This window comes from Cobetia sp. 14N.309.X.WAT.E.A4 (assembly GCF_030397495.1).
Classification (GTDB): Bacteria; Pseudomonadota; Gammaproteobacteria; order Pseudomonadales; family Halomonadaceae; genus Cobetia; species Cobetia marina.
This window is the reverse complement of sequence record NZ_JAPNXT010000002.1, coordinates 446,472-460,652: the sequence shown is the minus strand read 5'-3', so window position 1 is coordinate 460,652 and position 14,181 is coordinate 446,472. Positions and strand designations below refer to the sequence as shown.

The 14,181-nt window shown below is 63.4% G+C and carries 12 protein-coding genes; 4 read left to right on the top strand and 8 right to left on the bottom strand.

What is annotated here, in order from left to right; all coding sequences use genetic code 11:
• The first annotated feature begins 22 nt into the window (after positions 1–22).
• Positions 23–649 carry a phosphoadenosine phosphosulfate reductase family protein gene (locus OW493_RS05225; RefSeq protein WP_077379306.1) on the top strand — a complete coding sequence of 209 codons (627 nt, stop codon included), beginning with the start codon at positions 23–25 and terminating at the stop codon, positions 647–649.
• Positions 650–746: 97 nt separating this feature from the next.
• Here OW493_RS05225 and cysB read toward each other — a convergent pair whose 3' ends face one another.
• Positions 747–1,718: an HTH-type transcriptional regulator CysB gene (gene cysB, locus OW493_RS05220; RefSeq protein ID WP_077379304.1), complete on the bottom strand. Its 972-nt coding sequence runs from the start codon at positions 1,716–1,718 to the stop codon at positions 747–749.
• Positions 1,719–1,894: 176 nt separating this feature from the next.
• On the opposite strand from cysB, the gene OW493_RS05215 reads away from it, so the two are divergent.
• Complete coding sequence (locus OW493_RS05215; RefSeq protein ID WP_077379302.1) at positions 1,895–2,671, top strand: sulfite exporter TauE/SafE family protein; 777 nt, start codon at positions 1,895–1,897, stop codon at positions 2,669–2,671.
• 251 nt (positions 2,672–2,922) lie between these two features.
• Positions 2,923–3,246 carry a thioredoxin gene (gene trxA / locus OW493_RS05210; protein WP_043333971.1) on the top strand — a complete coding sequence of 108 codons (324 nt, stop codon included), beginning with the start codon at positions 2,923–2,925 and terminating at the stop codon, positions 3,244–3,246.
• 158 nt (positions 3,247–3,404) lie between these two features.
• Here the strand turns inward: trxA and OW493_RS05205 are convergent, their stop codons facing one another.
• The 5 genes from OW493_RS05205 to OW493_RS05185 all read right to left on the bottom strand — a co-directional run bounded on the left by OW493_RS05205 (position 3,405) and on the right by OW493_RS05185 (position 10,616).
• On the bottom strand, positions 3,405–4,637 hold the full coding sequence (locus OW493_RS05205; protein WP_254696415.1) for an AI-2E family transporter: 1,233 nt from the start codon (positions 4,635–4,637) through the stop codon (positions 3,405–3,407).
• A 376-nt stretch (positions 4,638–5,013) separates the two neighbouring features.
• Positions 5,014–6,825, bottom strand: a complete 1,812-nt coding sequence (locus tag OW493_RS05200; RefSeq protein WP_289863440.1) for an acyl-CoA dehydrogenase C-terminal domain-containing protein — start codon at positions 6,823–6,825, stop codon at positions 5,014–5,016.
• Between the two features lie 323 nt (positions 6,826–7,148).
• A complete protein-coding gene (locus OW493_RS05195; RefSeq protein ID WP_077379298.1) occupies positions 7,149–7,913 on the bottom strand; it encodes an SDR family NAD(P)-dependent oxidoreductase in 765 nt (254 codons plus the stop codon).
• Between the two features lie 100 nt (positions 7,914–8,013).
• Positions 8,014–9,672 (bottom strand): AMP-binding protein, encoded by a 1,659-nt coding sequence (locus tag OW493_RS05190; RefSeq protein WP_279876110.1) that lies wholly within the window; start codon positions 9,670–9,672, stop codon positions 8,014–8,016.
• Between the two features lie 341 nt (positions 9,673–10,013).
• Positions 10,014–10,616 (bottom strand): TetR/AcrR family transcriptional regulator, encoded by a 603-nt coding sequence (locus tag OW493_RS05185; protein ID WP_279856202.1) that lies wholly within the window; start codon positions 10,614–10,616, stop codon positions 10,014–10,016.
• Positions 10,617–10,733: 117 nt separating this feature from the next.
• Between OW493_RS05185 and OW493_RS05180 the strand changes: the two genes are divergently transcribed.
• Positions 10,734–11,954 (top strand): acetyl-CoA C-acyltransferase, encoded by a 1,221-nt coding sequence (locus OW493_RS05180; RefSeq protein ID WP_289863439.1) that lies wholly within the window; start codon positions 10,734–10,736, stop codon positions 11,952–11,954.
• 139 nt (positions 11,955–12,093) lie between these two features.
• Here OW493_RS05180 and pstB read toward each other — a convergent pair whose 3' ends face one another.
• Positions 12,094–12,897 carry a phosphate ABC transporter ATP-binding protein PstB gene (gene pstB, locus OW493_RS05175; RefSeq protein WP_077379425.1) on the bottom strand — a complete coding sequence of 268 codons (804 nt, stop codon included), beginning with the start codon at positions 12,895–12,897 and terminating at the stop codon, positions 12,094–12,096.
• A 113-nt stretch (positions 12,898–13,010) separates the two neighbouring features.
• On the bottom strand, positions 13,011–14,177 hold the full coding sequence (gene pstA, locus OW493_RS05170) for a phosphate ABC transporter permease PstA (RefSeq protein ID WP_077379289.1): 1,167 nt from the start codon (positions 14,175–14,177) through the stop codon (positions 13,011–13,013).
• Positions 14,178–14,181 lie beyond the last annotated feature (4 nt).

Below are 14,181 nucleotides of genomic sequence, written 5' to 3'. Positions count from 1 at the left end.
GCCCTCGTTCTGGAGACTTCTCATGTCCGATACCTTCGATCTCGCCCGCATCAATGCCGAATTCGGCAACGACCCCGAAGCCCTGACTCGCTGGGCCCTGTCGCTGGACAAGCACGCCATCTGCACCACCAACTTCCGCCCCTTCGAGGCGGTGATCCTGCACATGGTGACGCGCTTCCGTCCTGACATCCCCATCGTGTGGATGGACAACGGCTACAACACCGATGCCACCTATCGTTTCGCCGATGAGGTGACGCGCAAGCTGAATCTGAATCGCATCATCTATCTGCCGCAGCGTACCCGCGCGCACCGTGAAGCCGTCGATGGCCTCACGCCGCATATCGATGACCCGCGCCACGAGGCCTTCACCCGTGAAGTGAAGCTCGAGCCCTTCGAGCGTGCCCTGCGTGAGCTGAACCCCGAGATGTGGTTCACCGCCGTGCGCGCCAGTGACACCGCCTTCCGTGCCGGCATGCAGCCGGTCTCGCTGAACGGCGATGGCCTGATCAAGGTCGCACCGGTGCTCCACTGGTCCTCCAAGCAGATGCACGAGTATCTGGTCGCCCACGACCTGCCCAACGAGTTCGACTACGTCGACCCGACCAAGGCGGAAGACAACCGTGAGTGTGGCCTGCACCTGGCGCACTGATACTGTCGGCCACACGCAAAACGCCCGCCTCTCAGGAGGCGGGCGTTTTCATTTGCGCAATGGCAGATCAGGCGAGCGGCACTCAGCCCACCGGCACTCAGCGCACCGGCAGCTCGATATCGTGGAAAATCTCGTGCTCATGACGCGGGCCGGCGGCCAGTGCCGCCTCGACACGATCGCGTGTCAGGTGCGGCGCGAAGCGTTCGACGAACTCGAACATGTAGCTGCGCATGAAGGTGCCGCGACGAATGCCGATCTTGGTCGTCGAGCTGTCGAAGAGATGCGTCGCATCCAGTGCCACCAGGTCCTCGTCCGCCACCTCGTCCACCGCCATGTGCGCGACGATGCCGATGCCCATGCCCAGGCGCACATAGGTCTTGATGACATCGGCATCCGAGGCGGTCAGCACGACATTGGGCGCCAGGCCATGTGACTTGAAGGCATCATCCAGCTGGCTGCGCCCGGTGAAGCCATAGGTGTAGGTGACCAGCGCATAGCTGGCCAGTGTCTCGAGGGTCAGCTCCTCGCCATTGGCCAGCGGATGATCCTTCGGCACCAGCACGCAGCGATTCCAGCGGTAGCACGGCAGCAGGATGAGGTCGTTGAACAGCTCCAGCGACTCGGTGCAGATGGCGAAATCGGCCTGCCCCTCACTGACCATGTTGGCGATCTGCTTCGGGGTGCCCTGCTGCATGTGCAACGCGACATCCGGGTACTTGCGCGTGAAATCGGCGATCACCGGCGGCAGGGCATAGCGTGCCTGGGTGTGGGTGGTGGCGATCGCCAGACTGCCACGGCGATCATCGCTGTGTTCCTGCGCGACATGCTTGATGTTCTCCACCGTACGCAGCACCTGGCTTGCCAGCTCGACGATCGACTCACCCGCCGGCGTCACGCGCGTCAGATGCTTGCCACTGCGCGCGAAGATCTCGACGCCCAGCTCATCCTCCAGCAGACGAATCTGCTTGGAGATCCCCGGCTGTGAGGTATAGAGACTCTGAGCGGTCGCTGACACGTTCAGATTGTGTCGGGTCACTTCCCAGATGTAACGCAACTGCTGGAGTTTCATGCGACTTCACTCTCCTGAGAAGCCCCGTCGACGCGGGAGAGCGCGACAGTGGCCCGGACATGGCCGTTCACCCTGCTAAGATGATCGGGCGATAAAATCATGAACAATGATTCCTTTCGGGAATATACAGTCAAGAGTAGATTGACGGCAGTAACCTGACAAGGGGTAGACAAGGGATGGATGTCACACAGCTGCTGCTATACGTACTGGCAGGCGCCGGAGTGGGCTTTGCGGTCGGTGTCACCGGCGTGGGCGGTGGCTCACTGATGACACCGCTGCTATTGATGTTCGGCTTTCCGCCGCATGTCGCGGTCGGTACCGATCTGCTTTACGCCGCCATCACCAAGGCCGGCGGTGCCTTCGCGCACCATCGCCAGGGGCATGTGGACTGGACCATCACCCGTCGTCTGGCCCTGGGCTCCATCCCCGCCGCGCTGGTGACCATCGGCGTGCTGCATGCCTTCTTCACGGACCCCACCGCCTACGCAGGCCTGATCAAGGGCATGCTGGGCGTGATGTTGATCCTCACCGCCGGCGTGCTGCTGTTCAAGAAACGCCTGTTGGGCCTGATCAGTCCGGAAAGCTTCATCGTGCGGCATGCGGCACCGCTGACCGTGCTGTCGGGCATCGTGCTGGGCGTATGCGTCACCCTGTCCTCCGTCGGCGCCGGTGCCTTCGGGGCGGCCGTGCTGATCATGCTGTTCCCGCTTCTGAGCACCGCACGCATCGTCGGCACCGATATCGCCCACGCCGTGCCACTGACACTGGTCGCAGGCCTGGGGCATCTATGGCTGGGCAATGTCGATTTCCTGCTGCTCGGCGCATTGCTGGTCGGCTCCCTGCCTGCCATCAGCCTTGGCGCACGCCTGACGCGTCACATGCCCGGCAGCCTGTTGCAGGGGCTGCTCACCACCCTGCTGCTGGGGCTTGGCATCCGCTACGCCTTCTTCTGATCCCGCCCTTCCTCTGCTGCTGCACGCGTAATCCAGACCAATGTCGCAGCAGGCAATCGTGATTGCCTGCTGCGTGGCTATTCCCTCCAACCAATAAAACAGCTATAAAAATACCAACGATCATAACCCCGTGCTATTGAGTCGATGGACAATGCCCATTTGTCAGTGATGAAAAGTGGCGCTACCATCGGACGCAGCCTGCATGTCCGGCAATGCCGCAGACAGCGAAACGAATCCCCTGGAGAAACAAGATGTCCAATCACGTCGATGTCACCGGCGCCAACTTCGAACAGGAAGTTCTCAACGCTGAAGCCCCGGTACTGCTGAAGTTCTGGGCGCCCTGGTGTGGCCCGTGCAAGATGATGGCGCCGGTCGTCGAGGAAGTCGCCAACGAGAAGGGCGAAGGCCTGAAGATCGTCAACGTCAATGTCGATGACGCACCGGAAATCGCCGCCGAGCAAGGCGTGCGTGGCGTGCCGACCGTGATCCTGTTCAAGTCCGGCGCCAAGGTCGCCTCGCTGGTCGGTGCCCAGTCCAAGGGACAACTGAGCCAGTTCATCGAGCAGAACCTCTAAACCGGTCCGCTCGAAGGTGGCTGCCCCGGCAGTCACCAGGCACGAGATGAACACCTGAAGGCCCCGTCACGCTCAACGTGACGGGGCCTTCTGCATTCCCTTCTGCATTCAGGGGGCGCGGGCTCATCGAGCCCGCGAAGACACGCCTTGCCGACGCGCTATTCCTCCGCCATGCGTCGGCGACGTCGAATGCGTCTGGCGGAGGGTCCCAGCAGGCGTGCCGCCCAGCGCGTGCCCGGGTGCGAGTCGAAGGCGATCTTGAGCGTCATGGTGATCGGCACCGACAACAGCATCCCCACCGGGCCGAACACCCAGCCCCACACCACCAGTGACAGGAAGGCGGCCAGTGTCGACAGCCCCAGCGTCCGCCCCATCACGCGCGGCTCGATCATGTTGCCGAGAATGAAATTGATCGCCAGGTAGCAGCCGCCCAGCATCAACGCCTTGACCGCCCCACCCTCCGGCATCACCAGCGTCAGCAATACTGCCGGCACCGCGGCCAGCGCCGACCCGATATTGGGAATGTAGTTGAGGCAGAAGGCCAGCGTGGCCCACAGGAAGGCGAACTCCACATCCAGTGCCAGACAGCTGATGCCGACCAGCGCACCGGTCACCAGACTGATCAACGTCTTGACCGCCAGATAACGTCGCAGCGTCAACGAGAACAGCGTAAAGCGGCGCAGACTGACATGCGGGCTACGCAGAGTGGTGATCAGCTTGTCGCGCAGCGACAGAGCTTCGTACAACAGGAAGGTGGCCGTCAGCACGATGATGACACTGGAAGACAGCAGACCGCCCAGCCCGGTGAGCAGGTTGGGCACCCATTGTGTCAGCGATGCCGGATCCACCAGCTCACTGAAGCGCGCCGGCGCGATGGAGACACCATGGCCTGCCAGCCATTCCAGCATGCTCTGGTACTGCTCCCGCAGACTTTCCTCCAGCTTGGGCATCTCATCGCTGAACAGGGTGAAGCGTGAGACCAGCAAGGCCGCCAGCGAGGAAAACAGGATGCAGACCGTCAGGATGACGATGGGCACCCCGAAACGCTGGCCGATGCCGTGTCGGGCCAGCCAGCGCACCGGCGCATCGCAGACCGCCGCGACAAACACCGCCATCAGCAGGGGGACCACCAGGTCTGCCGCCATCTTGAGGCCACCGATGATCACCACCAGCGCGGCCATGCCGACCAGCAGCGGATGGATCTCCAGTGCCTTGCGGACCTTGGGGACATGGCGAGAACGCCCGGAAAGCTCCAGCGCTTCCTGCTGACGCTCGTCTCGCGGCACCTGCATGCGTGCCACGGCCTCCTCGGCGGAAGTGCCCTCGCTGACACCGCTAGGCTCACCCACCATCATGTCATGCGCGTCGTCGCCGCCCTCACTGCTCGGCACTTCGGGCCTCGATGAGGCCTGCTCAGAGCGGGAGGACCGCCCTGACTCCTGCGCGGCCTCTTCAGGGGTATCGTTAGCCTGCATCCTGCGCCACCTATCCTGTCAGTTACTGCAAATTGAGTCCCGCATGTCATCTCCCGCGCACTGGGCGGGACAGGCTGTCACTGCGACTATCTTGGGCGTCTGACCGTCACAAGCCAAGCGCGGGACACAAAGAGAAGAGAATGTTCTGCAGACCGGCGCGACCCCGTGCAGGAATGACCCGCCACAAAAAAGGGGAGACCGAAGTCTCCCCGAGAAATCCGAGTCAGAGCGCACTGACTGGAGGCACATGATTGCCTGACAAACAGACCGAATTCAGCGTGTGGACATGAGATCAGATCTCGAACCCGCTGCCGAAGCCCTCCACCGCAGGTGCCATCAGCGTCTCGCCGCCGGCACGAATCATCGCGGCATGCCCCTGGGTACGCGGCAGGATGCGCTGGAAGTAGAAGCGTGCGGTATCCAGCTTGGCCTGGTAGAAGGTCGCGTCCCCCGTGCCAGATGCCAGCGCTGCTCTGGCGGTCTCACCGGCACGCGCCCACAGGTAGCCCAGCGTGACGTAACCGGCATACATCAGATAATCGACACTGGCAGCACCGACCGCCTCGCGGTCCTGCATCGCCCCCATGCCCACCGCCATGGTCAGCTCACCCCATTCGCGGTTGAGCTCCGCAAGTGGCGAGGCAAATTCGCTGCCTTCACTGGCCTGACAGAACTTGTGGATCTCCTTGGTGAAGACCTTGAGCGACTCGCCCTGGCTCATCAGGATCTTGCGTCCCAGCAGGTCCAGCGCCTGGATACCGGTGGTGCCTTCATAGAGCAGCGTGATGCGCGCATCGCGCACGAACTGCTCCATGCCCCACTCCTGGATGAAGCCGTGGCCACCGAACACCTGCACCCCATGGTTGGTCGCCTCGAAGCCGGTCTCGGTCAGGAAGGCCTTGACGATGGGCGTCAGCAGGCCCAACAGCGTGTCGGCACGAGTCTTCTCTTCGCTGTCCGACGCATTCTCGACAAGATCATTGAGCTGGGCGGCGTACATCACCAGCATGCGTCCGCCCTCGGCGATGGCCTTCTGGGTCAGCAGCATGCGCCGTACGTCCGGGTGCACGATGATCGGGTCGGCTGCCTTCTCCGGCGCCTTGGCCCCCGAGAGAGCTCGCATCTGCAGACGGTCCCGCGCATAGCTCAGCGCATTCTGGAAGCTGGCTTCGGCCAGCGCCACGCCCTGGATGCCCACGCCAAGCCGCGCGGCATTCATCATGGTGAACATGCAGGCCAGCCCCTTGTGCGGCGGGCCGACCAGATAACCTGTGGCGGAGTCGAAGTTCATCACGCAGGTCGCGTTGCCGTGAATGCCCATCTTGTGCTCGATGGAGCCACAGCTGACACCGTTGCGCTCTCCGGCCTCGCCACTGGCATCCGGCAGGAACTTCGGCACCACGAACAGCGAGATGCCGCGTGAGCCTTCCGGCGCGTCCGGCAACTTGGCCAGCACCAGATGCACGATGTTCTCCGAGAGATCGTGTTCACCGGCGGAGATGAAGATCTTGGTACCGCTGATGGCGTACCCCTTGCTGCCATCGGCGTCATCCAGTGGCACGGCGCGGGTCTTGATCAGCCCCAGGTCCGTGCCGCAGTGCGGCTCGGTCAGGCACATGGTGCCGGTCCAGCGGCCTTCGACCAGCTTGGTCAGATAGGTCTGCTTGAGCACCTCGCTGCCATGGTGCTCAAGGGCGTTCATCGCGCCATGTGACAACCCCGGATACATGCCCCACGAGAGGTTGGCGGAGGCGACCATTTCCGAGAGCACCATCGCCAGAGACGGCGGCAGGCCCTGGCCACCGTGCTCCGGTGAGGCTGCCAGACTCGGCCAACCGCCCTCGACATACTGCTGATAGGCGGCCTTGAAGCCACGCGGCGCCTTCACCTCTCCCCCCTCGAAGGTACAGCCCTCGAGATCGCCCGACTGGTTGAGCGGCGTCAGCACCTCGTTGGCAAAGCGTGCCCCTTCCTCGAGAATCGCGCTGACGATGTCATCACTGGCATCTTCGCCACCCGGCAGGCGGGCGTAATGCGCGGGGTAGTCGAGCAGCTCATTCATCACGAAGCGAATATCGCGCAAGGGCGCCTGATAGTCCGGCATGCTGTACTCCTTGTGCCGTCGCGACGCGGCGGCGATGACCTGACACAGCCACTTCCGAGCATCTGAAAGCGGGAAATGGTGGCTATGCACATGAATGGGGGCGTGGCAGCGGGATCCTTTCGCGGGATCGACCCGACCACTATCAAACATTCGTTTGAAATTAGCGCCACCCCGATCGTCAGTCAAGCGATCGTTTGATCGTGGCCGTGAGACATTGGTGGCACGCGGACACAAAAAAGCCCGACCACTCATGTGGTCGAGCAATATCTCCCCCAGAGATTCCTTGCTTTCAGGTCGTCGTGCGTGATCGCGAGACGGCAGGCTCAGGCCATGCGGATGCTGCCGTCGAGACGGATCACTTCCCCATTGAGCATGCCGTTGGTGATGATGTGTTCGGCCAGGCGAGCGAATTCATCGGGCCGCCCCAGGCGCTTGGGAAACGGAACGGCCTCGCACAGCGCCTCGCGAGCAGGCTCCGGAATGCCTGCCATCATCGGTGTCTCGAACACGCCAGGGGCAATCGCCATCACGCGAATGCCGTGACGCGCCAGTTCGCGTGCCATCGGCAGGGTCATGCCTGCCACCCCGGCCTTGGAAGCACTGTAGGCACATTGCCCTATCTGACCATCGAAGGCCGCGACCGAAGCGGTATTGAGAATGATGCCGCGCTCTCCGTCTTCCCCCTCGGCCACATTGCGCGCCATGCGGGCCGCCGCGAGACGCGCCACGTTGAAGGTACCGCTCAGATTGATGGCCAGGGTCTTCTCGAACCCTTCCAGCGGCGCCGGTTCCCCCTCGCGATCCACCAGCTTGGCGACGCTCACCACGCCCGCGCAGTGGATTACGCCATGAAGGGCTCCGAAGCTCTGCTCGGCGACATCCAGCGCCGCGCTCACGCTCTCGGAATCGGTGATATCGCAATGGCAGAAGCGTGCCGACGCACCGAGTGCCGCGGCATGCTCGCGTGCGGCCTCGGAGATGTCAGCCAGTACGACGCGTCCACCGGCGGCCACCAGACGGTCCGCTGTGGCAGCCCCCAGGCCGGAGGCGGCACCCGTGATCAGGAAGCAGTGCTCGGCAATCTTCATGCATGACTCTCCAGATGGCACCCGGCGCATCCGCTGCCGGGTCGTTCAATGACGATCATCCTGCGGCAGCCCGCAAGGGGCGTAGCGGCAGCCGCGGGTCTCACTCCTCGCGAGCTTCGGCGCGCAGCAGGAATCGCTGGATCTTGCCCGAGGGTGTCTTGGGCAGGCTGTCCACGAAGCTGATCTCGCGGGGATAGCTGTGGCCTGATAGCCGCTGGCGCACTTCGCTGCGTATTGCCTCGGCGAGGGTTTCATCCCCGACATGTCCGTCGCGCAGCACCACGTAGGCCTTGATGATCTCGCCGCGCAGGTCATCCGGCTTGCCGACCGCCGCGGATTCCGCGACGGCGGGATGGGCAAGGATGGCGTTCTCGACATCCGCCGGGCCGACCCGATAACCCGAGGTGGTGATGATGTCGTCGTCACGGCCGGCGAAGGTGAAGCGACCATCAGGCTCCGCGACGACCACATCCCCGGTCAGGTAATAGCCTTCGACACAGGGCTGTTTCTCCTGCCAGGTATAACCGGAGAAGAAATAGGCGGGGGAATTGGCGATATCCACCGCCAGCACGCCCGGTTCACCGGGCGCAAGCTCCCGATATTCGGCGTCCAGCACGGCCAGGCGATAGCCGGGCAAGGGAAAACCGACGCTGCCGATGACCACCTCATGCGCCAGAGCATGATGATTGCAGCAGACCATGCCGACTTCGGTCTGACCGTAGTGATCCATCACCGTGCAGCCAAGCTCACGGGCGACCCAGCCCACCACCTCGGTATTGAGCGGCTCGCCGGCCGAGCTCGCCACGCGCAGCGTCAGGCGCTCGAAGGCCCCCTCCCCGAGCCCGGAGGCCTTGAGCATCCGATAGGCCGTGGGCGCCGCCGCGAAGTTGTCGATGGCGTGGCGCTGCAGGAAGTCCAGCCCGCCCTGCGCGCTGAAGGGAGCTTGCATGAAGTAGGTGGTGGCACCCAGCAACAGAGGTGCCGTGATCCCGTAGTAAAGCCCGTAGGCCCAACCGGGGTCGGCCATGTTCCAGAAGCGCTCGCCGGGTCGCAGATCCACTGCCAGCCGCTGATAGAGCCAGAAGGCCGGCAGCGCATTCAGTGCCACCGCCACCCCCTTGGGCTTGCCGACCGTGCCGGAGGTGAACATCTGCAGGAAGGGCGCATCACTCGGCAATTGTACGGGCGGTTGCGCCAGGGGCTCGCTTTGCATCAGGGCCTGCCAGTCCAGATCTCCCTCATCCAGTGCCTCCCCCTCCCCGCGCACGCAGATGATCGGTGGATGGCTCGCAAGCGCCCTGAACTTGGCACGCTGACCGGACTCGGTGATCACGACACTGGTCTCGGCGCGTGACAGACGGTAGGCGAGCGCATCCGTTCCGAAGGCCGTGAACAGCGGCTGATAGATGGCGCCCAATCGCCAGGTGGCGGCCAGCGCGATCAGAAGCTCAGGCGTACGCGACAGCATGCAGGCCACGCGCTCGCCGGGTCCGACGCCCTGCGCAGCCAGCGCCGTGGCCATGCGAGCACTCTCGAGATCCAGTTCGGCGTAGCTGAGCGTGCGTACCTTGCCATGCTCATCCTCGTGGACCAGAGCGATGCGCTCGCCCTGCCCGGCGCGCAGGTGCCGACCGATGCAGGCGTCAAAGGCATTGCCCATGTGCCCTTGCCCGGAGGACGTCAGGAGTTCATCGCGCAACGCGTCGATGTCGAAATGTTCCAGATACTCGCTCAGCGTCTGGCTGGCAGCGGGTTGCATGGCGGATGAATTCGCAGGTTCGTCAGTTGTAGCGACATATGCAGCAGAGGCGGCGCGTGACGTGCGGTTTGTTGTTGTATCGCTTGGCGTCATGGCGTGACTGGCTCCTGAGTGGCGCTCCGGGGCGGATCGAGATGGCTGGGCGTCAGTTATCTACAGTTAACGTAAACGTCAAGTTAGCGACAAGCCTGTCGTGCGGCAAGCATTGTGGCGCTCGACTGGCCGAAAGTTGCAGACGCCGGGTAACGGACGCTGTGTCGCAGACGCCGTGTAACGGACGCTGTGTAGCAGACGCCGTGTAACGGACGCTGTGTAGCAGACGCCGTGTAACGGACGCTCGCTCAGGGAAGACGACACAGGCTGTCGACCAGCGCCTCGGCCAGCTCATCCGGGGAACGCTCACCCTCGGGACGGTACCAGCGTACGCTCCAGTTGAGCGCCCCCAGCATGAACTGGCGCAGAAGCAGAGCGTCTCCCTTGAGCAGTCCCGCGGCGACGGCCACCTCGATGGCGTCGCGCCACAGGGCTTCATACTCGTCACGCAGATGCACGAGATGCTCCCGCGAGGCTTGCTCGAGGCGACGCCATTCGTAGAGCGCCACGACATGCGCATTGCGGTCCGTCAGCAGGGTTTCCAGATGCGCCCGCGCCAATGCCAGCAAGCGCTCTCGCGCCTGCTGATGCCGTGATGCGGGGGCTGAGCCGGCTTCCAGCCGCGCGAGATGCTCACGCGCGATGGCCAGTGCGCTGAACATGCCCTCCTCGATCACCGCGCACAGGATTTCCTGCTTGTCAGCGAAGTGATGGAACAGGCTGCCGGACTTGATGCCCATTTCCTGGGCCAACATGCGAACGGTGGTGCGATCGAAGCCCTCCTCCACGAACAGACGGGCGGCGATGCGTACCAGCTCCTTGCGACGGGGTGAGGCGGTGGCTACATTCATCGTATAACTAGCGCTTGCTTGGTTTATGGGATTGAATGGATCAAAGCACAGCCACGCAGTGATCACAACGCCGAACGCCACAGGTGATCTTCCAATAACAAGACACTGGAGACCGTCATGACGACCGCTTCCCGCACCACGCCAAGCCCCACCACCGCCGCTGACGACATCGTGATCCTGTCCGGGGCGCGCACGCCGATGGGCGGATTGCAGGGCTCGCTTTCCAGCCTCAGCGCACCGCAGCTCGCCGCCGTGGCCATCAAGGCCGCCATCGAACGCTCAGGCCTGACACCCGCCGATATCGATGAGGGCATCTTCGGCTGCGTACTGCCGGCAGGCGTCAAGCAAGGCCCGGCACGTCAGGCCATGCGCCAGGCCGGAGTCCCGGACAACATCGGCGCGACCACCATCAACAAGCTGTGCGGTTCCGGCATGAAAGCCACCATGCTCGCGCACGACCTGATCCGTGCCGGCACCAACCGCATCATGCTGGCGGGTGGCATGGAATCGATGTCCAATGCCCCACACCTGCTCACCCAGGCACGCGACGGCTATCGCCTCGGGCATGGAGAGCTGAAGGACCACATGTTCTTCGATGGCCTGGAAGACGCCGAGACCGGCAAGCTGATGGGCGTGTTCGCCCAGGAAGTGGCCGATGCGCGTGGCTATGATCGCCAGCGCATGGATGACTTCGCCATCGAATCACTCAAGCGCGCCATGGCCGCCACCGAGGCCGGCGACATCGCCCCGGAAATCGCGCCGGTGACGGTCAAGAGTCGCAAGGGCGAGAGTCTCGTCGAGCAGGATGAACAACCCTTCCAGGCCAACCTCGACAAGATTCCCACGCTGCGTCCGGTATTTGCCAAGGACGGCAGCATCACTGCCGCCAATGCCAGCTCCATCTCTGACGGTGCCTCGGCCCTGGTGCTGACCCGACGTGATGAAGCCGAGCGTCGTGGCCTGGCTGTCAAGGCCCGCATCGTCGGTCACAGCACCCACTCCCAGCACCCCAGCGAATTCACGCTGGCCCCCATCGGTGCCATCGATTCGCTGATGCAGCGACTGGAGTGGACGACAGAAGACGTCGACCTGTTCGAGATCAACGAGGCCTTCGCCGTGGTGACACTGCTGGCGATGGATGCCCACGACATCCCGCACGACAAGGTCAATGTCTTCGGGGGTGCCTGCGCCCAGGGTCACCCGGTGGGCTCCACCGGATCACGCATCATCGTCACCCTGATCAATGCGCTGGAACGCCGCGGCAAGAAGCGCGGCATCGCGGCACTGTGCATCGGCGGCGGTGAGGCCACCGCGATCGCCGTCGAGCTGGAAGGCTGAGCCGGGAACGGGGGCTGAGCCAACCTCGCGTTCCAGCACGTCTGACATGACAAGCGCCAGACACGACAGAAGGCCCGGATCCATGATCCGGGCCTTCTGTCATCTTCGGGAATCATTCGCGCCGAGACGGCGCCAGTCCTCAGCCATAGCGACCGGTGATGTAGTCCTCGGCCTTCTTGGTGTGCGGATTGGAGAACATCGTCTTGGTGTCGTTGTACTCGATCAGCTCGCCCATGTGGAAGAAGGCGGTGTAATCGGCGACACGCGCCGCCTGCTGCATGTTGTGGGTCACGGTCACGATGGAGAACTGGGTCTTCAGCTTGTCCATCAGGTCTTCGATGGTCGCGGTGGAAATCGGGTCCAGCGCCGAGGTCGGCTCATCCATCAGGATGACGTCCGGCTTGACCGCGATCGCACGCGCGATGCACAGGCGCTGCTGCTGACCACCGGACAGCGAGGTGCCCGGCTGATCCAGAATGTCCTTCACCTCTTCCCACAGGCCGGCATCACGCAGCGCGCTCTCGACCAGATCGTCCTTGTCGGCACGACGGCTGACCAGATCATGCATGGTCGGCGCATAGGCGATGTTGTCATAGATGGACTTGGGGAACGGGTTCGGCTTCTGGAACACCATGCCGACACGGCGACGCAATGCCACTTCATCCATGTTGCGGGCATTGACGTCACGCCCGTCCATCTCGACCAGACCCTCGATGCGCACGCTGCGGATCAGGTCATTCATGCGATTCAGGCAGCGCAGGAAGGTCGACTTGCCGCACCCGGACGGCCCGATCAACGCGGTGACATTCTTCTGGAAGATGTCGATGTTGATGTTCTTCAGCGCCTGCTTCTCGCCGTACCACAGGTTGAGGTCTTCCACACGGATGGCCAGCTCATGATTGGCCTCTTCGTTGGTCACGATCGGTGTGCCGGGGCGTGCCATGGCGACAGGCTTGGCGGGGGTGGCGACGGTGCTGTTCATGTCTCGTATTCCTTGTTCAGTCGTGGGTCTGGTCATGTCGTGCGTCCCGCCTCGGCGGGACGTGATCCACCGACCTACCAGCGACGCTCGAATTTCTTGCGCAGCATGACGGCTGCGGCGTTGAGGAAGATCAGCACTGACAGCAGCACCAGGATGCCCGCCGCAGTCCGCTCGACGTAGGCCTGTTCCGGCTCACCTGCCCAGGTGAAGATCTGGGCCGGCAGCACGGTGGCCGCCTGGGTGATGGAGGTCGGTGCATCCGGAATGAAGGCCACCATGCCGACGATGATCAAGGGAGCGGTTTCCCCCATCGCCTGCGCCAGACCGATGATGGAACCCGTCAGGATACCCGGCAATGACAGCGGCAGAACGTGATCCCGCACGACCTGCCAGCGCGAGCAGCCAACGCCGAAGGCTGCCTGACGAATGGTGTCCGGCACGCTGCGCAGCGCGGAGCGGGTGGTGATGATGATCACCGGCAGCGTCATCAGCCCCAGCGTCAGACCACCGACCAGCGGGGACGAGCGCGGCATGCCGAAGAAGTTGATGAAGATCGCCAGGCCCAACAGACCGAACAGGATCGACGGCACCGCCGCCAGATTGTTGATGTTGATCTCGATCGCCTGGGTGAGGCGATTGTCCGGCGCGAACTCCTCCAGATAGACCGCGGTCAGCACGCCGACCGGGAAGGCGAAGGCCAGAGTGACCAGCAACGTCAGGATCGTGCCCATCGCCGCCGACCAGATACCGGCATATTCCGGCATCTTGGAATCACCGGTGGTGAAGAAGTTGATGTTGAACTTGAGCTCGGCCGTGCCGTTCTCGACCATGCGATCCAGTACGGCGATCTGCTTGGGCTTGAGATGCGCCTTGTGGCCCTTGAGGTACTGATCCACCCGGTCGTCCGCGATCACCCAGGTCTCGAGGGTCTGGCCCAGCAGCTCCGGGTTGGCCTTCATCTCGCGTGGCAGCTGACGCAGCCAGCCGCGGCTGACCAGCTCACGCACATCCTCTTCCACCGCCGCGAGCGGAATCTCGCGTGACTGCTCGCTGTAGGTGACCGGCACCTTGAGCTCCGCCTGCTGGAAGGCCGGATAGCCGCGCATCAGCATGTCGCCGATGAACACCACCAGGAAGGTTGCCGCCAGGGCCAGCGCCGCCATGGACATGTACTTCAGGCGCTGAGTGCGGCGATGACGGCCCTTGAGCTGGGCCGAGATATCGTCGAAGGAATGGCTCATGTCT